Here is a 17,401-nt window from a genome sequence, read left to right as displayed (position 1 = left end):
GAATGCCACAACCGCTGTTATAGCCTTGGCAGGGTGATATCCATCGTCTGAATGCGATAGGCGACCTGGCGCGGCGTCATTCCCAGCAAGCGCGCGGCTTTGGCCTGTACCCATCCTGCTTTTTCCAGCGCCGCAATCAACCGCTGGCGCTCGTCAAGGGTGTTATCGAGCCAGTTATCGTCGTGCGTGACGCTGATAACCGGCGGTTTGGCTGGCTGGTCGCGATGATTAAACAAAATCACGTCCCGATCGATCAGACCGTTTTCCGACATCACCGCCGAGCGCTCAAGGCAGTTTTCCAGTTCACGCACATTACCGGGCCAGTTATAGCTCATCAGCAGGCGGATAGCGCCCTCGCTAATACGCAGCGTGCGGCTCTGGTTGTGGGCGATTTTGCGCACCAGAAAGTGCGCCAGTTCGGCAATGTCCTCCTGGCGTTCCCGCAGCGGAGGTAGGGTGATGGGCATTACATTCAGGCGGTAATAGAGATCTTCGCGAAAGTGCCCCAGCCGGACTTCATCTTCCAGATTACGGTTCGTCGCGGCGATAATGCGCACATTGACTTGCAGTGTCTCGTCGCCGCCGACGCGTTCCATTTCGCCTTCCTGCAGGATGCGCAGCAGCTTAGCCTGAAACGAAGCGCTACTTTCGCCAATCTCGTCAAGAAACAGCGTGCCGCCATCGGCCAGCTCAAAACGGCCTTTACGCTGGCGTACCGCACCGGTAAAGGCCCCTTTTTCATGACCGAACAATTCGCTTTCAAGCAGTGTGTCCGGCAGCGCCGCACAGTTGAATTTCACAAACGGCGCACTGGCGCGCGGTGAATTATGGTGAATGGCGTTGGCAATCAGTTCCTTACCGGTGCCGCTCTCGCCGCGTACCAGAACGGTGGTGTCCCAGCGCGAGACCTGACGGATAATCTCCATGGTCTGGCGCATCGCCGGGCTGTTACCGACCATATTCTCGAAGCCGAATGCGCGTGAGGCAGTGCAGGATTTCGGGCTGGCAGCCTGCGTTATCGCGGCGCGCGGGGAAGGGCGCGCTGCCGGTGGGGCCATCAAACGCACGGTCTGCGCCACCAGATTGGCAACCGTTTCCAGAAAGCGGGTGCAGGCGGGTAACCGCTCTTCGTAACGCGCCATGGGTTGCGCCGTCAGCACACCAAACGTCTGCGCATCCGGCCCGATCAGCGGCACGGCGATAAACGGCAGGTTGTAATCATACAGTCCCAGCCGGTCAAGAAAACGCTGATCGTCGGCAACCCGTGCCAGCACTAATGATTGCCCCTGTGAAAGCACCGTCCCGACCAGCCCTTCGCCCGGACGGTAGCGAATTTGCGAGCTGCCGGGGATTAACTGCTGATCGGCTTCCTGCAACGCTTCAATAGTCAAAATCGCCTGCTGGCTGTCGTACAGACAGATCATGCCGTGCTGCAAAAAGGCGTCATTGTGCAATACGCACAGCACTTGCTGGAGCGTCTGTTCGACTTCGGTCGCCCGGCTGAGTACCACGCTTATCCGCTGCATCGCGGTGAACTGCTGGGACAAATCGAAGCGCCAGACGGTATTACCCGACTCGGTTCGCTGGGTCATTTTGAACCTCCGGTCAGTGAATGAAATAGCGGGAATCGTAGGGTCAGGCAGCTTCCGCCTTCCGGGCGTGAAGTGAGTTCTATCGCGCCGTGGTGGTGCGCCACCAGCGTCTGGATCAGGCGCAGCTCCATGCCTTTGCCCGGCGCGTTAAGCGCATCCGGCGAGTGGGTATGGCGCACCGGGATCAGCGGCACATTGTCAGTAATATACAAAGAGAGCCAGCCCTCTTCTTCGCGGGCGAAAATCTCTGTTTCTGCGGTAAAATCACGCAGACCGGCGGCAATATCCAGCGTGCGATCGAGCCACAAACTCAGGCAGGCCAACAGTTGCGTACGCTGTCCAAATCCCACCAGATGATGGGAATCCAGCGTGACCTGCAAATTTTTACCCTCGCCGAAGCGGGTGTGATAAAGCGCGTGCAAATCGTCAAAAAAGGGTTGCAGCGGCCAGACCGCCGCACTTTCCAGTTCCAGCGACGGGCGGCAACGTTTCAGCCGCGCCATCGCCTCTTCACCTTCGCGCCACGCGGCGTCCAGCGCCATGTTGTTGTTATCACTGCCGTTTAACCGCCGCGCCGCCGCCAGCATATTGATGGGGCAGTTAAGCTGGATCAGCGCGGCGTCCAGCGCTTCGCGGATCGCCGCCAGCAGTTTGCCGCTGGTCATCTGCTGTTTAAGGCGATCAAGCCGTCCCTGTTCCTGCTGCTGGCGCTGTTGGGTGTCGTCGGTGATGACCACCAGCGTGCGCGTCAGCGCGTTATCAATAAAGTAGCGACTGGCTTCTTCGCTGACGCCCGGCAGCGCCCAACAGGTAACTGACAACCAGCGCACCGCGCCGCGCAACACCACCGGTAAGACCTGGCCGTTCGCCAGCTCCGCTTTGCGGGCTGAAAAATTAAGTTCGCTCAGGAGCTCTTTTCCGCCGCAGTCGGCACAGAACGTTTTGTAGGCGAGGTTATCCATCACCACATGATCGCGTTCATCCACCACAACCACCGCCGCCGGAATGTTATTCAGCACCGCTTCGGTCAGCGTCATGTGGTTACGCAACCGCTGCTCCAGCGCGTAGCTGGCGCTGATATCACGCTGCATTGCCAGGTAGTGTTCCAGTTCGCCAAACGGGTTAATTACCGGGGTAATATCGATCTCGACCAGATACAGGCTGCCGTCGCGGTGGCGGTTGATCAGTTGCCCGCGCCACGGTCGGCGTTGTAATAAGGTGTGCCACATATCCTGGTAGATTTCCCTGGGGGTTTGGTGGCTTGCAAGCAGGCGGGGATTTTGCTGCAACAACTCCTCAAGCTCATAGCCGGTCTGGCGGCAGAATGCCGGGTTGGCATAGACAATGCGTGCGTCGGCATCGGTCAGCGAAATGGCGACGGGCGCTTCTTCAACGATGGTAAAAAACAGCCCAGGATGGTGTTGCGAAAGCGCACCGGCGATTGCCTCGGGCGCGCTGGCATCCATCATCATATTCAGGGTCATCGCACACTCCTGCGGTCAGTTAGTTGTGTCGTAGTTCTGACAATTTGTGCCACCTGGCGGCTTTCGCCCGGACAACATGTCATGCACGTATAACCATGCAAAGAGTGCACCTTTTGGCCGCTAACCTGACAAAACCTTGATCCAGATCGGTATTAAGCGCGCTATCAGCGCCAAAGCCGCGCCAGGCGGGCGTCTGCGAGGGGAGGTCGAAGGAAAAAAAGCGCCAGACTGGTGCATTAATAACCATTGTGGTGCAGGTTTTGCCCGTTACCAAAACTGGCACACTCTTCGCAATATCAGACACGTTCACCGCATTTCCCGGCGGGATCTCTTTTTCAACAGGAGCGTGTGTTATGGCAAATATTGGTATTTTTTTCGGCACCGACACCGGCAAGACCCGCAAAATCGCCAAACAGATCCACCAGAAACTGGGCGGGCTGGCGGATACGCCGGTCAATATCAACCGAACTGACTTAGCGACTTTTCTCTCGTATCCGGTGCTGGTATTAGGCACCCCGACACTCGGTGACGGGCAACTGCCGGGGCTGGCTGCCGGTTGCGAGGATGCGTCGTGGAGCGAATTTGTCACCCAACTGCAGGGCGATAGCCTGCGTGGTAAAACGGTGGCGTTGTTTGGGCTGGGCGATCAGGTGGGTTACCCGGATAATTTCGCCAGCGGTCTGCGCCCGTTATATGACACGTTGCAACGCTGCGGGGCGCAGATGGTCGGCCACTGGCCCAATGAGGGCTATACCTTTGGTTCATCGTCCGCGCTTGAGGCGGATAACTTTATTGGTCTGGTGCTGGATCAGGACAACCAGTACGACCTGACCGATGAACGTATCGAGGCGTGGCTGGAGACGCTCAAACCGCTGATCCTCTAATCTCTGAAGCCCGGCGGATAACCGATCACCGGGCTTTTCAGCGCGCCTGTAATAATGACGCCAGCCACTGGCGTTGCCACTGCTGTTGGGACTGACGGAACAAATACTCCCGCGCTTTCGCCAGCGCGTCTGCCTTCGCCATCAGTGCCGGTTGGCGGATCTGTTCACACCACAACAAATGCCAGCCCAGCGCCGTTTCGACCGGCTGGCTGACCTCATCTGTTTGCAGCGCAAACAGCGCGTTTTCCAGTTCCGGAAAGAGCAGGCCACGGCTTACCCAGCCCAGACGCCCCCCCTCCAGCGCGCTGGGACAGTGCGAATGGCGCGCTGCCAGCCGGGGAAAGGCCGCGCGGTGGTCACGGATTTGCTGATAAAACCGGGTGATCTGTGTTCTTATCCCGGCGTGGTTTTGCTCTGCGGTCAGCAGCAGGTGCGAGGTTAAGCGCTGTTCCGGGCGCATAAATTGTGCCTGATGTTGCTGATACCAGCGCAGCACGCCCGCCTCGTCCGGGAGGGGGGCTGTGCGTGCAACCTCAGCAAACTGCGTTTCCAGACGGGCATGATGCGCAATCACTGCCTGGCGTTCGGCTGAGGAAAAAGGGCACTCATCGAGCTGCGGCGCCAGCGATGCGGCCACGGCATTACGCAGCTCGTCAGTAACGTTTGCGTCGCGCGCAATGGCAACCACTGCCAGTTCGAGCTGGCGCTGGCGCGCCCAGGCGCGGTCAAATGCCTGCTGGTGTGATGCCGGGATGTTTTCCGGCTCGCAGTGCCAGCGGGTCAGCGCCAACCGTCGGCGGGCGAAACGCTCCCACGGCATCATTGTGGCGTCTCCAGCAAAATCATGGCGCGGGCGGGAACCTGAAACCAGCGCCCGGAAAAGGTGACAGTGTAACTCTCTGCGTCGTCTCCCTGGCCTGTGGCGGCGATCTGGCCTTGTTCTCCGGCGGCCACCACGATGTTATCGCCGATGGCCAGCGCGTGGCGGCAGGCGACGGTATCGCCATACTGGAACTGCCCGGCGTGCCAGGGGGCGGAAAGCGGCAGCAGTTCCTGCTCGCGGCAGCCCACAATCAAACCGCAGTCGGGAAAGTGGATTTGATAAATCACTTTTTCCATCAGGAACGTGCCCCATTCACGGACAAAACCCGTACTGCCCCGACGCACCAGCAAATCGCCGCGCCGGTAACCCGGCATGGTGCCATCGTTGCGGATGGCGCGGCTAACGCGAACTTCCTCACCGAACGCATACTTTGGTTTCATGATGTCGGCTCCGTTGTACAGTGTTCGTAGCTTTCCGCCAGCAGCCTGCGCGCCAGAAGCCAGGGCTCGCGGGGTGTAGCTTCAAGCAGATTACGCAGCGGCACATGATCATGCAGGCGCAGGTGAAATTCGCGCAGCACCGGCAGGCAGCAACGGCGCAGCGTGAGCGGTTCATAAGGCACGGAGAAAAAAGTAAAAAAGGACTCGGCGCTGTCGAGTTCAGCCACGCCGGGGATCTGATAAAACCATTCCATCTTTAACCCCTCGCCAGGTGTGTGGCGCCTGACCCACACAAGGTGGTGTAAAGCGCAATCAGTTCATCGTCTTGCGGCGTGCGTTTGCTGCTTTCCGCCACGCGGCGAATGGCGGGCAGCAGCAGGTCGACTTGCAGGGCATTAAGGTGATAGCCCAGGCGGGTAAATACACCTTCCACGGCCTGACGACCGGAGTGCTTACCGAGCACCAGCCGGTATTCGCGGCCGATCAGCGCCGGATCAATGGCCTGGTAGCTTTCGCGATCGCGCAGCAGGGCAGCGACATGCACGCCGGACTCATGGGTAAATACCTGCGCGCCTACCAGCGGTTGCTGTGGGTCAATGGGACGCCGGGCGGCATCGGCGACCTGCTGGCAGAGCATCGGTAATTGCGTGAAATCCACGCCGCTATCCAGACCCAGACAGCGGCTCAGACCGAGCGCGACGGTTTCCAGCGCGGCGTTTCCGGCGCGTTCGCCAAGGCCCAGCACGGTCGTATTCACACTGGTTGCTCCGGCGCGAACCGCCGCCAGCGTATTGGCGGTCGCCATACCGAGATCGTTATGGGCGTGCATTTCGATTTCACCGGGCCAGCTTTGACGCAGCGCGCTGATACGCTGAGCGGTGGTGAAAGGGTCGAGCAGGCCAAGGGTATCGGCAAAACGCAACCGCTGTGCGCCTGCGTTGCGGGCGACGTGGGCAATCTCCGCTAATGTCCGATCGCTGGCGCGGGATGCGTCTTCGCAACCAATACAGACCTGCAATCCCTGCTGTCGCGCCTGCGCAATCAGCGTGGCCAGCTTATCCAGCACGACCGGCAGCGGTTCACGCAATTTGTACTGGCGCAGTTTGTCAGAAGCCGGTAGTGAGATATCCACCCAGTTCATGCCGAGATCGGCGCTCTGGCTGATTTCATCGGTATTCATGCGACACCAGGCCATGAGCGTGGCGTCAGGCAGTTGCTGGCGAACTTGTCGCATCCGCTGGCGTTCTTCGCGGCCCATCGCCGGGGTGCCGACTTCCAGCGCGGTCACCCCGGCGGCAAACAGCGCTTCGGCAATGGCGATTTTCTCGCTGGCGCAAAAGGCGACGCCGGGGCTCTGTTCGCCATCGCGCAGCGTAGTGTCATTGATCACAACCCTGGACATGTCGCCGCCTTAGCCGTAAACCGGCGCAAAGGTAGCGGGGGCAGAACCATCCTGCCAGTAGGGAGAAAGCGCGCGCAGACGGGTAATAATGGCTGGCAGCGTCTCGATTACATAGTCGATCTCCTTTTCCCGCGTATAGCGCGAGAGTGAAAAACGGATACTGCCATGCGCCGCCGTGTAGGGAATGTTCATCGCCCGCATCACATGCGACGGTTCCAGCGAGCCGGAGGTGCAGGCGCTGCCGCTGGAGGCGGCGATCCCCGCCTGGTTAAGGAGCAGTAAAATGGCTTCCCCTTCGATAAATTCGAACGCCAGGTTCGCCGTGCCGGGAACGCGGGGTTGATCGCCGCCCATCACCATCACTGAGGGTACCTGTTTGACCAGTTCGTCTTGCAGGCGATCGCGCAGGCTGGCGATGCCCGCGCTACCGGGCAGGTGTATCTGCGCCAGTTCGCATGCCGCACCCATGCCGACAATCCCGGCGATATTCTCCGTACCGGCGCGGCGACCGCGCTCCTGATGCCCACCGCGCAGCAGTGGACGAAAGCGGGTGCCACGGCGCAAATAGAGGCAACCCACACCTTTTGGCCCGTGCAGTTTATGCGCCGAGCAGGAGAGCATATCGATCTGCGTGCGGGCGATATCCAGCGGAATTTTGCCCACCACTTGTACCGCATCGCAGTGAAACAGCGCGCCATATTCCTGCGCCATCGCCGCCATTTCGATCACCGGAAACAGCACCCCGGTTTCATTATTCGCCCACATTATGCTGACCGCTGCCACACGCGTGCTCAGCGCGCGGCGATACTGTTCCATATCCAGTGCGCCGCTGGCATTCACACCAATGCGATGGATAAGGTAGCCCTGGCGTTCCAGATGTTCGCACACGGCGAGAGTGGCCGGGTGTTCAACGGCGGTGGTAATAATCTCCCGGCGCTCCGGCATCAGCTCAACGCAGGCGTGCAGTGCGGTGCTGGTGGCCTCGGTCGCGCAGGAGGTGAAAATGATTTCGCTACTGTGATCGGCCCCCAGCAGCGCGGCGACTTGCTGGCGGGCGCGTTCAAGCGCGGCGCGGGAGGGGGTGCCAAAGTCGTGAATCGACGACGGGTTGCCGTAATGTTCAGTTAAGAATGGCATCATCGCTTCCAGCACCATCGGGTCGATACGGGTGGTGGCGTTATTGTCCAGATAGACCTGCTTCATATTTTCTCCCACATCGGTTGACAAGTGGTGGCTCAGGCGGCCACGACGTCCATATAACAGCCGGTACGCTCCATCAGTTTTTGCTGGAGCCAGGCGAGCGTCATGTCGGTCATCATGCAGCCGCTGCAACTGCCGGAAAGGCTGACGGTTACGGTGTGATTGTTGACGCTAAGCAGCGACATATCGCCGCCATCGGCCTGGATATGCGGACGTAATTCAGTGATCGCATCGACGACCTCCTGCCAGTGCGGATCTTTCTCCGCAGTGACGGTAGTGGCGGCCTGCGGGTGCCGGGCGAGAATATCGGCCAGCGCCAGTTCAATTTTTTCATGGCACGCGGTGCAGCCGCCGCCCGCTTTGGTGTAGTTGATCACCTCTTCAAGGGTGGTCAGCCCGTTACTCAGCACCGCCCGGCGAATTTGCCCTTCATCGACGCCAAAGCATTTGCAAATCAGCGCGCCTTCTTCGTGCTCATCGATCAGCGTTTCGCCACGGTAGTGGGCAATCGCCGCCCGCAGCGCCTCCTGACCCATCACCGAGCAGTGCATTTTTTGCGGCGGCAGGCCATCAAGGTAATCCGCAATCTGCTGGTTGGTCACCTGCTCGGCCTGCGCCAGCGTGCGGCCAATAATCAGCTCGGTGAGCGCGGAAGAGGAGGCAATCGCGCTGCCGCAGCCAAACGTCTGAAACCCGGCTTCAAGGATGGTTTCACTTTGCGGATCCACGCGTAGCATCAGCCGCAGCGCATCGCCACAGCTTAACGAGCCCACATCGCCCACGGCGTTGGCGTTTTCCACCACCCGCGCGTTACGGGGATTAAAAAAATGATCTTTCACTTTCTCGGAGTAATTCCACATGTGCCTGGCTCCCAGGAGAGATGACGGAAAGCGCCGTGGCGCATTTCACCGCCTCAATCAACGGCGGGTGATGACAATCAAGCAAAAGCAATACCAGAAGGGAAAAGTGTTGCATTTCAATGGGGTAAGTTAATGTGCCAACATAAAACCCGGCGCTGTGTCGCGATTTTATGTTGGCTTTGTCACACAACCGACACGGCGTGTGGCTAACGCTCATCCTCTTCCTGCCAGGTTTGTTCCTGGAGCATGCGGGCGAAGCGTTGTGGATTGCGGGCGCTTTTGCGCTGCTCTTTGTCATACCAGTAGTGCTGAATTTCCTGCAACAGCCCGGCAATGGTGGTCGCGTGCGGCACGCGAACCGCGCGTACGCCGATTTGCAAAAGCTGGCGAAAAACCGCTTCGCCAATCGCCACGCAGTAGAGCGTGACGCAATCTTCCAGCGCGTGAATGCGACAATCGAGCTTCTCTTGCTGGTGTCCGGCGAGCACAGAAAAATCCACCACCCGCAACAGCGTGACCTCGTGCTCTTTCACGCCATAGATCACTAACTTGGGCGTGGCGCCAAAGTGTTGATCCACGTGGTGATAATCCGAACTGGCAAAGGCGACTTTCATTGACCATTCGCCCTGGCAAATGGTGCTGAACTGACGATTAACATGCGGCATACAGATCTCCAGGCGTAACGGTATTGTCGACGTGCTGGCGCAGCGGCGAGCGGTAGGTTGCAAGCGGGTGGTGGCGTTCGCGCATCACATTCGCCAGCTCAAACAGCGTGTCACGAATGCCGCTATACCCCTGGCGCAGGCGACGAAATTCTCCCAGCCGGTCATACACCGGGAACCCGGCGCGGATAAGCGACAGATCAAACTGCGCGGCGAGATCGGCGGCATGAGAATTAGCTACCAGTAACGCGGCGGGCGTCGCGCAAAGCTGATCCTGCATATCTTCCAGATCGCCGATGACCACGGTTTCCACCGGCAGATTTTGCAACCCCGGCTGGCTGACCGGCGCGACAATCGGGCCGGGGAGCATGCCCTGGCTGCGGGCGAAATCGCACCATGCCGCCAGGTGATCGCCTTCTGCTGCCATGGCGATAGCCGCGCCCTGCAACCACATATGGCAATCGATCATCGCATCCTGCACTTGCCCGCGCTGGCGCTCAATCCACGCGGGGACGTCGCGCCCGGAGAGGGTTTTCAGTCGATGAATAAACGTGTCGCAGGCTGCAAGCGTCATCAGATGCGGCAGGGCGATCACCTCGCCACGGCTGCGCTGCGCCAGTAACGCCGCCGCACGACCCAGCGAGTTGCCAATCACAAAGGTGGCCAGGTTTTGCCCCATCTGTTCAATCATGCGCAGCGATGTTCCCCCCTGGGTAACAGGCGAAAAATCACCGTTTGCCAGATGTCCGTCCAGCGACAGCGACAGATCCGGCACAATTACCGGTTGCAGTCCGAAGGCTTCAACGTAACTGCGCAACAGTTCGATATCGCCCGGCGTCAGTAAATGGCTGACCAGCAGGTTGACGCGGCGGTTGCGCAGGCTGGCGGCGGGCTGCGCAGGCACCCACTGTTCAATCATGCTTTCCAGCACGGCGCTGTAACCGTTTTCCAGCGAGCCGTAAAAGTCCGGGGTGTTGACGGTGAGCAGCGCAACGCCTTTATGCCGGGGAAAATCATCACGAAACTGGCGCACCACCCGCGAAATGTCGCTGCCCTGGGCTTCTGAAAGGCCGGTACTGAGCAGCACAATGGCTTTCGCGGCGTTGCGCTGACAGAGAACATTGAGCGCGGTAAAAATGTTTTCATCGGCACCCATAATGGTGGAAGTCGGATCCATCGCCGTCGATTGCAGCGGGATCGGGTCGTGAAAATGTTGAATAAAGAACACCTTTGCGAAGGCGCTACAGCCCTGTGCGCCGTGTACCAGCGGTATGCACTGTTCGAACCCCAGACTGGCGAGGATCGCCCCCAGCGGCTGGCCGCTTTTTATCGGGCTGACCGCCAGCGGTTTTTTACTGCGAAGAATTTCGGCCATTGAACGCTCCTTATTGCCACGGCGCGCGGGCATGCGTTTGCGGCCAGACCGGGCTTTCCAGGGTCTGACAAAGTTGTTCGGCAAGGGTAATGATGCCGCGATAACCGGCAAACGCGTGTTCACGCTCCTGGTTGATATCAAGAAAGGGCAGACGCGCTTTATAAGCGGTGTACATGTTGCGACCGCCTGCGATCATCATGTCGGCTTTGCAGCGATAAACCACATCCAGCAGGGCGCGGGCATTGCCTTCATCCAGCATGATGGCGTCATCGCCCATCAGTTCACGGATGCGCTGTTTATCCTCTTCGGTGGATTTGCGCGTTCCGGTAGCCACAACCGTCATGCCGAGATCCTGCAGTGCCGAAACTACCGACCAGGATTTAACGCCACCGGTATAGAGCAACACTTTCCTGCCGCGTAAACGTTCGCGCAGCGGTGCCAGCGCCTGCTCTGCTGCGTGTTCTTCACGCGTGATTAGCTGTTCGGTGCGCGCCATTAAATCGCTATCGCCGGTGAGCGTTGCCAGCTGGCGCAGGGCATCAGAAGTGGCGCGAACGCCATAAAAACTGCCTTCAAACCACGGCGTGCCGTAACGCTGCTCCAGCGATCTGGCGACATTAATCAGCGCTCTGGAGCAAACCAGCATATTGACCTGCGCGCGGTGCAGCGTCTGGATCTCGGCAAAGCGCCCGTCGCCGGACAGGGAGCCGAGGACGCGAATGCCCAGCTCATCAAGCAGCGGCTGGATATGCCAGAACTCGCCGGCGATATTAAATTCGCCAATCAGGCCAATGTCATGACGGTGCGCCGGGGCAAAAGGCGTATTGTCCGGCCACGGCGCGGGTTCGCGCCCGCCAATGACTTTTTTCACCATCACCTCGCCCGCCAGGCGGTTCCCCAGGTTTTTGCTACCGTAAAAACCGGCCACATCAACGGCAATCACGGGCACACCGGTGGCGGTCGCTGCGGCCTGGCAGACGGCTTCAATATCATCGCCTTCCATTGCCGGAACGCAGGTGTTGTAAATAAATACCGCCGCCGGATGATAGCGGTCGACAATGTGGCGCACCGCGTGAAACAGCCGACGCTCGCCACGCCCCATGATGACATCCTGCTCGTTCAAATCGGTGGTGAATCCGAGCCGGTTGATCCGTGGGCCGGAACTCAGGCTGCCGCGGTTATCCCATGAGCTACCGGCGCAGCCAATCGGGCCATGTACCAGATGCGCCACATCGGAAAGTGGCAGCAGGGTGATCTGTGCGCCGTCGAAGGCGCAGCCTCCGGCAGTCGCACCGGGTTTTGGCGCGCTACAGCCGGATTTCTGTTTATGGTTATGCTCACAGGCCGGTTCATCGAGCAGGGCCAGGATGTCGTTCCCCTTCATCATCACCTCATTTTCTGGTTGGGTTAGTGTTAATGGTGCAAATCGCAAGCCAGAAAATAGTGATTGATTTTTAAGGGAAAAGTGTTGTGCGCTTTGTGACAAAACAGACAATTGGCGCAATGCCCACGCCAAAAAACGCCCCCATCAGGGGGCGGTTTAAAACACCCGCGCTTCCAGCGGATTAGCGCGTTCCAGCCGTTTCGCCAGCCACGGCGGTAACGGCCCGGCCAGCAGGTTCTGGATGGCGGCGCACTGGGACAAAATGGTATTGCCCGGTGACACTTTCATCGGGTGAATATTATGACGAATTAGCCGTGCGGCTGCCGGGCCGCCGATCGCTTCACAAAACAGCAAATGGCAGTCGTGGAGTAACTGCGCGCGGATTTCATTCGGTTCCTGGTTTTGCGGGTGAGAAGGGTAGCGGCGCAAATCATGGAGCCAGCCGCCCTGGTCATCAAACCCGTAAATAAAGAAAAGTCGCCCCTGGCCGAAATGACCATTGATGGTGAGCCCATCCTGTGAGCAGAAGGCGACAACCAATTGTGGACGGCGGCTTTGGGTTTCCTGCACCTGCAAATGGGCAGGCAGTTCGCCGCGCAGGCAGGCTTTAACCCGCGCCCAGCGGCCACTGGACATCAGGGCTTCCGCATACGGAAACCGGGCTTCCAGTTGCGGTAATTCGAGTGCTGCCAGCCCGTCGGGTGTCAGCACGTCCTCACAACTGTGGGTGAGCCAGGCCATGATTTGCGCGGGTTGCAGCTCCGGCAGGCACTGAAACAGCGCCAGCATCCGCCAGAACAGCGTATCGTTGTCGGACATTGCTCACCTCCTTATGCCTGCGCGTCGCGGGTGGCGCGCAGGCTGAGCGGAAAAGCCGGGCGGCCGGGTTGCAGATTGACGTAATAACGGCGTCCACCTTCAAGTTCAAGCGCGCCGCCCCAGTGTTCCGGCGTGTCGTGTTCAACCTGTAACACGCGGGCTTCCAGATCCTGTTTCGCGATATAGCAATAGAGATCCGCGCCGCGCTGGCGAAGAATAATGACCGGCATAGAGCCTCCCTGGCCCCGCGTGGCGCGGGGCGTGTGATGGTTAACGGATAAGATCGAAGCTGTAGTCGGTTTTGCCGAGCTTGATGGTCTCTTTGTCTACTTTCTCCAGTACCGCATTCACAAGGGTAGTGAGAATGCTCATGGCGCCCTCATAACCCCAGGTGGTCTGGCGGTGCAGATGGTGGCGGTCGAACAGGGGAAAACCGAGGCGGATCAGCGGAACTTCAAACTGTTCACCCTTGGCTAAGGTGTCGCGCTGAATAAACTTGCCGTACGAGTTGCCAATCATAAAGTCCGGCTGGCGGGTAAACATCAGCGAGCGGAAATGCCACAAATCGCAGTTGATAAATACTTCGCTCTCCTGGCCGTACGGTGAGGCGTCGAGCATTTTCTTCATCGCTTTCTGCCAGCGCTTGTTACCGTTATGGCAGAGGATAACGGTCGGTTCGCAGCCCAGCTCCAGCAGGAAACGGGTCAATCCCATGACAAAATCCGGGTCGCCAAACAGACCGAATTTTTTACCGTGCAGCCAGGTGTGGGAGTCGAGCATCATATCGACCAGCCGCCCGCGCTCCAGCGCCAGCGAGTCGGGAATGGCCTTGCCGGTTAACTGACTGATCGCCATCAATAGTTCATCCGTTCCTGCCAGCCCAACGGGAACAGAAACCTCGGTGGCGGGCTGATTCCACATCTCCTGTACCACTTTTTTGCTTTTCACCAGTTGCCAGGGTTGCAGCAGCAGTGTGTCGATAGCGTCCGGCGCCTCGCGCATCTCTTGCTGCGTCGTCCCGCCCGCGTACATCTGGTAATGCCCGTTAGCAGGGGTATCCAGCACTTCTGATGGATCGGAGAGCACACTCGCCTGCACCTCCATTTGTTCCATCATGCGTTTCAGCACGCGAAAATTGCCGAGATAGGTTTCAAACCCGGTCACCAGGTTGATGCGTGAAAGTTTACCGGGCTGTGCCTGATGGTCTGCCGTAAAGGTACGGGCAAAACCTTCAAACATGTTGTCCCAGCCGGTGATATGGCTGCCGATAAAACTGGGGGTGTGCGCGTAGGGCACGGGGATGGCGGCATCAAGAAAACCATCTTTTTTAGCGTTGGCGATAAAAGCCTGCAAGTCATCGCCGATTACCTCCGCCATACAGGTGGTAGAGACGGCGATAATCTCCGGTTTATACAGCGCGCTGGCGTTTTGTAGCCCGGTATTGAGGTTGTTATTCCCGCCGAACACGGCCGCATCTTCCGTCATTGAATCCGACACGCAGGCCACCGGTTCTTTGAAGTGGCGGTTAAAGTATGTACGGAAATAGGCCACGCAACCTTGTGAACCGTGCACATATGGCAGGGTGTTGGCAAACCCCAGCGAACAGAGCACCGCGCCCAGCGGCTGGCAGGCTTTTGCCGGGTCGATAGTCAGCGCTTCGCGTTTGAAGTTCAGCGCTTCGTATTCCGGGGTGGTGGTCCATTGAAAAACTTCCTGCACCCGCTCCGGCGAGTGCGCCTCTTCGAGTGCCCGTTTACCGGCAAACAGCGTCTGGTAAGCATCCTGTTCAAACAGGGGATGGCAATTCTGTATTTTCTCAGCAGTCTGGCTCATGGTGTTCTCCTCCCGCGCCACAAATCGGTGAACAAACGGGATAACAGGATAAAAATCAGGCGGATTTCAGCCACGGCGCGGTCAACTGGCCCCACGCGGGGTTGTTGAGCGTCATATCCATATCGCGGGCGAAGATGGCGAAGCCGTCATAGCCGTGGTACGGGCCGGAGTAATCCCAGGAGTGCATCTGGCGAAACGGCACGCCCATTTTCTGAAAGATGTACTTCTCTTTGATGCCGGAACCGATGAGATCCGGTTTCAGCGCGTTGACGAATGCCTCCAGCTCATAGCTGCTGGCATCATCAAACAGCAGCGTGCCCTCTTTCAGATCCGGCAGGGTGCGGTCGTAATCATCGTTATGAGCGAACTCATAACCGGCTGCGATGATCTCCATTCCCAGGTCTTCATAGGCGCCAATCACATGGCGCGGACGCAACCCGCCCATATAAAGCAGCACCTTGCGACCCTCCAGACGTGGGCGATATTTGGCGATAATGGCGTCGTTCTGCGCCTGGTATCGGGCGATCACCGCTTCGGCGTTGGCGCGAATGGTGTCGTCAAACTGGTCGGCGATTTTGCGCAGCGATTCCGCAATTTTCGTCGGGCCAAAGAAGTTGTATTCCATCCACGGAATACCGTGCTTCTCCTCCATATGGCGCGAGATGTAGTTCATTGAGCGGTAGCAGTGCACCAGGTTGAGTTTGACGAACGGCGTGTTCTCCATCTCCACCAGCGTACCGTCGCCGGACCATTGCGCCACCACCCGCAAGCCCATCTCTTCGAGCAAAATGCGCGAAGCCCAGGCATCGCCGCCGATGTTGTAATCGCCGATGATCGCCACATCGTAAGGGGTGGATTCGAACGGTTTGCCTTCGCGGTTCTCCAGCACCCAGTCGCGGATCACATCGTTAGCAATATGGTGACCGAGGGATTGCGACACGCCGCGAAAGCCTTCGCACCGCACCGGAATAACCGGTTTGTTGATGGCTTTACGACTGGCGTTCGCGACGGCCTCAATGTCATCGCCAATCAGGCCGACCGGGCATTCCGACTGAATCGAAATGCCTTTGGTCAGCGGGAATAGCACTTCCAGCTCTTCAATCAGTTTGGCGAGCTTTTTGTCGCCGCCAAACACGATGTCACGCTCCTGAAAATCGGAGGTGAAGTTGAGCGTGCCGAAGCTGTCCACGCCGCTGACGCCGGTGTAGTAGTTACGTCGCCCGGCGCGGGAGTACTGCCCGCAGCCGATCGGACCGTGGGAGATATGCGCCATATCCTTGATTGGCCCAAATACCACCCCTTTCGATCCGGCATACGAGCAGCCGCGCACGGTCATCACGCCCGGCTGCGATTTGCGGTTAGAGATGATGCACTTACCGACGCTTTCCTGCTCCGGGTCCGTCACCATCATGTGTTTTCTGCGTTCTTTGCGCGTCTTCTCCGGGAAAACCTCCAGCACCTGCTCGATTATCTCCAGGTTACGTTCGCCTGTTGCATTGCTCATGGGTGTGCTCCTGTGATCAGACGGCGTTTTCTTCGGCGGCGGTTTTACCAATGATGCTGGTGTCTTCCACATCCATAATGCCGAACTCCATCAGCAGCGCTTCCAGCTCATCCATGGTGCAGGGGGTGGGCACCACCATTTTGGTGTTGTTGACGATTTTGCTGGCAAGGCTGCGATATTCATTTGCCTGATTGCAGGTCGGGTCATATTCGATAACCGTCATACGGCGGATTTCCGCACGCTGCACAATGTTGTCGCGGGGAACAAAGTGGATCATTTGCGTGCCGAGTTTTTCTGCCAGCGCAATGATGAGCTCATCTTCACGGTCGGTCTGGCGCGAGTTACAAATCAGCCCGCCGAGGCGCACTTTGCCGGATTTGGCATACTTCACGATGCCTTTGGAGATGTTATTGGCAGCGTACATCGCCATCATTTCGCCAGAGCAAACGATGTAGATCTCCTGCGCTTTGTTTTCACGAATCGGCATGGCGAAACCACCGCATACCACATCGCCCAGCACGTCGTAGAAAACAAAATCGAGATCCGGCACGTAAGCGCCTTCTTCTTCGAGGAAGTTAATCGCGGTGATCACCCCACGACCGGCACAACCCACGCCTGGCTCCGGACCGCCGGATTCTGCGCAGCGCACGCCGCCGTAACCGATTTGCAGCACGTCTTCTAATTCCAGGTCTTCCACGGAGCCAACTTCAGCAGCCATCTCCATAATGGTGTTCTGCGCTTTCGCATGCAGGATCAAACGCGTGGAGTCGGCTTTCGGATCGCAGCCGACAATCATTACTTTTTTACCCATCTCCGCCAGCGCGGCGACCAGGTTCTGTGTGGTGGTCGATTTGCCGATCCCACCTTTGCCGTAAATGGCGCATTGACGCATGGTCATGGTGTTTCTCCTGTTGGTTATGTGTTTGCCACACTTCCTTGTGCAGGGAACATACCAGCCATGCCAGAGTGATTAATTTATTGATTTGTATTGATTTTATATTTTGACGTAGAAGAGGGAAGGAACAAAGAGTTCACAAACATCTGACCAATTGTACGAAACAGCACAATTCTGTTTGCGGTCGTGGCCGCCCGCCACGGCGTGACACTTTGTCGGCAGTTCAACAAGCTGTCGCGTCCAC

General features: G+C 58.3%; 17 protein-coding genes. 1 reads left to right on the top strand and 16 read right to left on the bottom strand.

All coding sequences use genetic code 11. The annotated features are described in order from the left end of the window. Nucleotides 1-17: 17 nt before the first annotated feature. Both nifA and nifL read right to left on the bottom strand, forming a co-directional pair. Nucleotides 18-1,592, bottom strand: a complete 1,575-nt coding sequence (gene nifA / locus H650_RS02585) for a nif-specific transcriptional activator NifA (protein WP_016496145.1) — start codon at nucleotides 1,590-1,592, stop codon at nucleotides 18-20. After that, nucleotides 1,589-3,076, bottom strand: a complete 1,488-nt coding sequence (gene nifL, locus H650_RS02580; RefSeq protein WP_016496144.1) for a nitrogen fixation negative regulator NifL — start codon at nucleotides 3,074-3,076, stop codon at nucleotides 1,589-1,591. Before nifL ends, nifA begins: the two co-directional genes overlap by 4 nt. A 353-nt stretch (nucleotides 3,077-3,429) precedes the next feature. Here nifL and H650_RS02575 point away from each other — a divergent pair, with 353 nt between their 5' ends. Beyond that, nucleotides 3,430-3,960, top strand: coding sequence for a flavodoxin (locus H650_RS02575; protein WP_016496143.1), 531 nt, complete (start codon nucleotides 3,430-3,432; stop codon nucleotides 3,958-3,960). Between the two features lie 37 nt (nucleotides 3,961-3,997). Here the strand turns inward: H650_RS02575 and nifM are convergent, their stop codons facing one another. From nifM to nifH, 14 genes are all read right to left on the bottom strand, one after another. Beyond that, complete coding sequence (nifM, locus tag H650_RS02570) at nucleotides 3,998-4,783, bottom strand: nitrogen fixation protein NifM (protein ID WP_016496142.1); 786 nt, start codon at nucleotides 4,781-4,783, stop codon at nucleotides 3,998-4,000. Continuing rightward, a complete protein-coding gene (locus H650_RS02565) occupies nucleotides 4,780-5,223 on the bottom strand; it encodes a nitrogen fixation protein NifZ (RefSeq protein WP_016496141.1) in 444 nt (147 codons plus the stop codon). Before H650_RS02565 ends, nifM begins: the two co-directional genes overlap by 4 nt. After that, nucleotides 5,220-5,477 carry a nitrogenase-stabilizing/protective protein NifW gene (locus tag H650_RS02560; RefSeq protein ID WP_016496140.1) on the bottom strand — a complete coding sequence of 86 codons (258 nt, stop codon included), beginning with the start codon at nucleotides 5,475-5,477 and terminating at the stop codon, nucleotides 5,220-5,222. The genes H650_RS02565 and H650_RS02560 overlap by 4 nt, the downstream gene beginning before the upstream one ends. A 2-nt stretch (nucleotides 5,478-5,479) precedes the next feature. After that, nucleotides 5,480-6,625, bottom strand: a complete 1,146-nt coding sequence (gene nifV / locus H650_RS02555; RefSeq protein WP_016496139.1) for a homocitrate synthase — start codon at nucleotides 6,623-6,625, stop codon at nucleotides 5,480-5,482. A gap of 9 nt (nucleotides 6,626-6,634) precedes the next feature. Beyond that, nucleotides 6,635-7,828: a cysteine desulfurase NifS gene (gene nifS / locus H650_RS02550; protein ID WP_016496138.1), complete on the bottom strand. Its 1,194-nt coding sequence runs from the start codon at nucleotides 7,826-7,828 to the stop codon at nucleotides 6,635-6,637. 32 nt (nucleotides 7,829-7,860) lie between these two features. Next, nucleotides 7,861-8,685, bottom strand: coding sequence for a Fe-S cluster assembly protein NifU (gene nifU / locus H650_RS02545; protein ID WP_016496137.1), 825 nt, complete (start codon nucleotides 8,683-8,685; stop codon nucleotides 7,861-7,863). Between the two features lie 206 nt (nucleotides 8,686-8,891). Next, nucleotides 8,892-9,350, bottom strand: coding sequence for a NifB/NifX family molybdenum-iron cluster-binding protein (locus H650_RS02540; RefSeq protein WP_016496136.1), 459 nt, complete (start codon nucleotides 9,348-9,350; stop codon nucleotides 8,892-8,894). After that, the gene (gene nifN, locus H650_RS02535; RefSeq protein WP_016496135.1) at nucleotides 9,337-10,722 is read right to left on the bottom strand and encodes a nitrogenase iron-molybdenum cofactor biosynthesis protein NifN; all 1,386 of its coding nucleotides are present in this window, start codon (nucleotides 10,720-10,722) and stop codon (nucleotides 9,337-9,339) included. The genes H650_RS02540 and nifN overlap by 14 nt, the downstream gene beginning before the upstream one ends. Before the next feature lie 10 nt (nucleotides 10,723-10,732). Beyond that, entirely contained in the window at nucleotides 10,733-12,106 is a 1,374-nt protein-coding gene (gene nifE / locus H650_RS02530; protein ID WP_016496134.1) for a nitrogenase iron-molybdenum cofactor biosynthesis protein NifE, read from the bottom strand. A gap of 156 nt (nucleotides 12,107-12,262) precedes the next feature. Further along, a complete protein-coding gene (locus tag H650_RS02525) occupies nucleotides 12,263-12,925 on the bottom strand; it encodes a NifB/NifX family molybdenum-iron cluster-binding protein (RefSeq protein WP_016496133.1) in 663 nt (220 codons plus the stop codon). Between the two features lie 11 nt (nucleotides 12,926-12,936). Then, on the bottom strand, nucleotides 12,937-13,155 hold the full coding sequence (gene nifT, locus H650_RS02520) for a putative nitrogen fixation protein NifT (protein WP_016496132.1): 219 nt from the start codon (nucleotides 13,153-13,155) through the stop codon (nucleotides 12,937-12,939). A gap of 40 nt (nucleotides 13,156-13,195) precedes the next feature. Then, nucleotides 13,196-14,758: a nitrogenase molybdenum-iron protein subunit beta gene (gene nifK / locus H650_RS02515; protein WP_016496131.1), complete on the bottom strand. Its 1,563-nt coding sequence runs from the start codon at nucleotides 14,756-14,758 to the stop codon at nucleotides 13,196-13,198. Nucleotides 14,759-14,813: 55 nt separating this feature from the next. Continuing rightward, the gene (nifD, locus tag H650_RS02510) at nucleotides 14,814-16,262 is read right to left on the bottom strand and encodes a nitrogenase molybdenum-iron protein alpha chain (protein ID WP_016496130.1); all 1,449 of its coding nucleotides are present in this window, start codon (nucleotides 16,260-16,262) and stop codon (nucleotides 14,814-14,816) included. A 16-nt stretch (nucleotides 16,263-16,278) separates the two neighbouring features. Continuing rightward, a complete protein-coding gene (gene nifH / locus H650_RS02505; protein ID WP_016496129.1) occupies nucleotides 16,279-17,160 on the bottom strand; it encodes a nitrogenase iron protein in 882 nt (293 codons plus the stop codon). Between the last annotated feature and the right edge of the window lie 241 nt (nucleotides 17,161-17,401).

The sequence above is a fragment of the Enterobacter sp. R4-368 genome (assembly GCF_000410515.1).
Lineage (GTDB): Bacteria > Pseudomonadota > Gammaproteobacteria > Enterobacterales > Enterobacteriaceae > Kosakonia.
The sequence above is the reverse complement of the archived record's forward strand: the minus strand, read 5'-3'. Positions and strand labels throughout refer to the sequence as shown.

What these genes read in the sequence shown, in the direction of transcription:
- nifT (WP_016496132.1), bottom strand. Translation starts at nt 13,155, where the DNA reads ATGCCGGTCATTATTCTTCGCCAGCGCGGCGCGGATCTCTATTGCTAT.
- H650_RS02565 (WP_016496141.1), bottom strand. Translation starts at nt 5,223, where the DNA reads ATGAAACCAAAGTATGCGTTCGGTGAGGAAGTTCGCGTTAGCCGCGCC.
- nifH (WP_016496129.1), bottom strand. Translation starts at nt 17,160, where the DNA reads ATGACCATGCGTCAATGCGCCATTTACGGCAAAGGTGGGATCGGCAAA.
- nifA (WP_016496145.1), bottom strand. Translation starts at nt 1,592, where the DNA reads ATGACCCAGCGAACCGAGTCGGGTAATACCGTCTGGCGCTTCGATTTG.
- nifS (WP_016496138.1), bottom strand. Translation starts at nt 7,828, where the DNA reads ATGAAGCAGGTCTATCTGGACAATAACGCCACCACCCGTATCGACCCG.
- nifV (WP_016496139.1), bottom strand. Translation starts at nt 6,625, where the DNA reads ATGTCCAGGGTTGTGATCAATGACACTACGCTGCGCGATGGCGAACAG.
- H650_RS02540 (WP_016496136.1), bottom strand. Translation starts at nt 9,350, where the DNA reads ATGCCGCATGTTAATCGTCAGTTCAGCACCATTTGCCAGGGCGAATGG.
- H650_RS02575 (WP_016496143.1), top strand. Translation starts at nt 3,430, where the DNA reads ATGGCAAATATTGGTATTTTTTTCGGCACCGACACCGGCAAGACCCGC.
- nifE (WP_016496134.1), bottom strand. Translation starts at nt 12,106, where the DNA reads ATGAAGGGGAACGACATCCTGGCCCTGCTCGATGAACCGGCCTGTGAG.
- nifU (WP_016496137.1), bottom strand. Translation starts at nt 8,685, where the DNA reads ATGTGGAATTACTCCGAGAAAGTGAAAGATCATTTTTTTAATCCCCGT.
- H650_RS02525 (WP_016496133.1), bottom strand. Translation starts at nt 12,925, where the DNA reads ATGTCCGACAACGATACGCTGTTCTGGCGGATGCTGGCGCTGTTTCAG.
- nifN (WP_016496135.1), bottom strand. Translation starts at nt 10,722, where the DNA reads ATGGCCGAAATTCTTCGCAGTAAAAAACCGCTGGCGGTCAGCCCGATA.
- nifK (WP_016496131.1), bottom strand. Translation starts at nt 14,758, where the DNA reads ATGAGCCAGACTGCTGAGAAAATACAGAATTGCCATCCCCTGTTTGAA.
- nifM (WP_016496142.1), bottom strand. Translation starts at nt 4,783, where the DNA reads ATGATGCCGTGGGAGCGTTTCGCCCGCCGACGGTTGGCGCTGACCCGC.
- H650_RS02560 (WP_016496140.1), bottom strand. Translation starts at nt 5,477, where the DNA reads ATGGAATGGTTTTATCAGATCCCCGGCGTGGCTGAACTCGACAGCGCC.
- nifL (WP_016496144.1), bottom strand. Translation starts at nt 3,076, where the DNA reads ATGACCCTGAATATGATGATGGATGCCAGCGCGCCCGAGGCAATCGCC.
- nifD (WP_016496130.1), bottom strand. Translation starts at nt 16,262, where the DNA reads ATGAGCAATGCAACAGGCGAACGTAACCTGGAGATAATCGAGCAGGTG.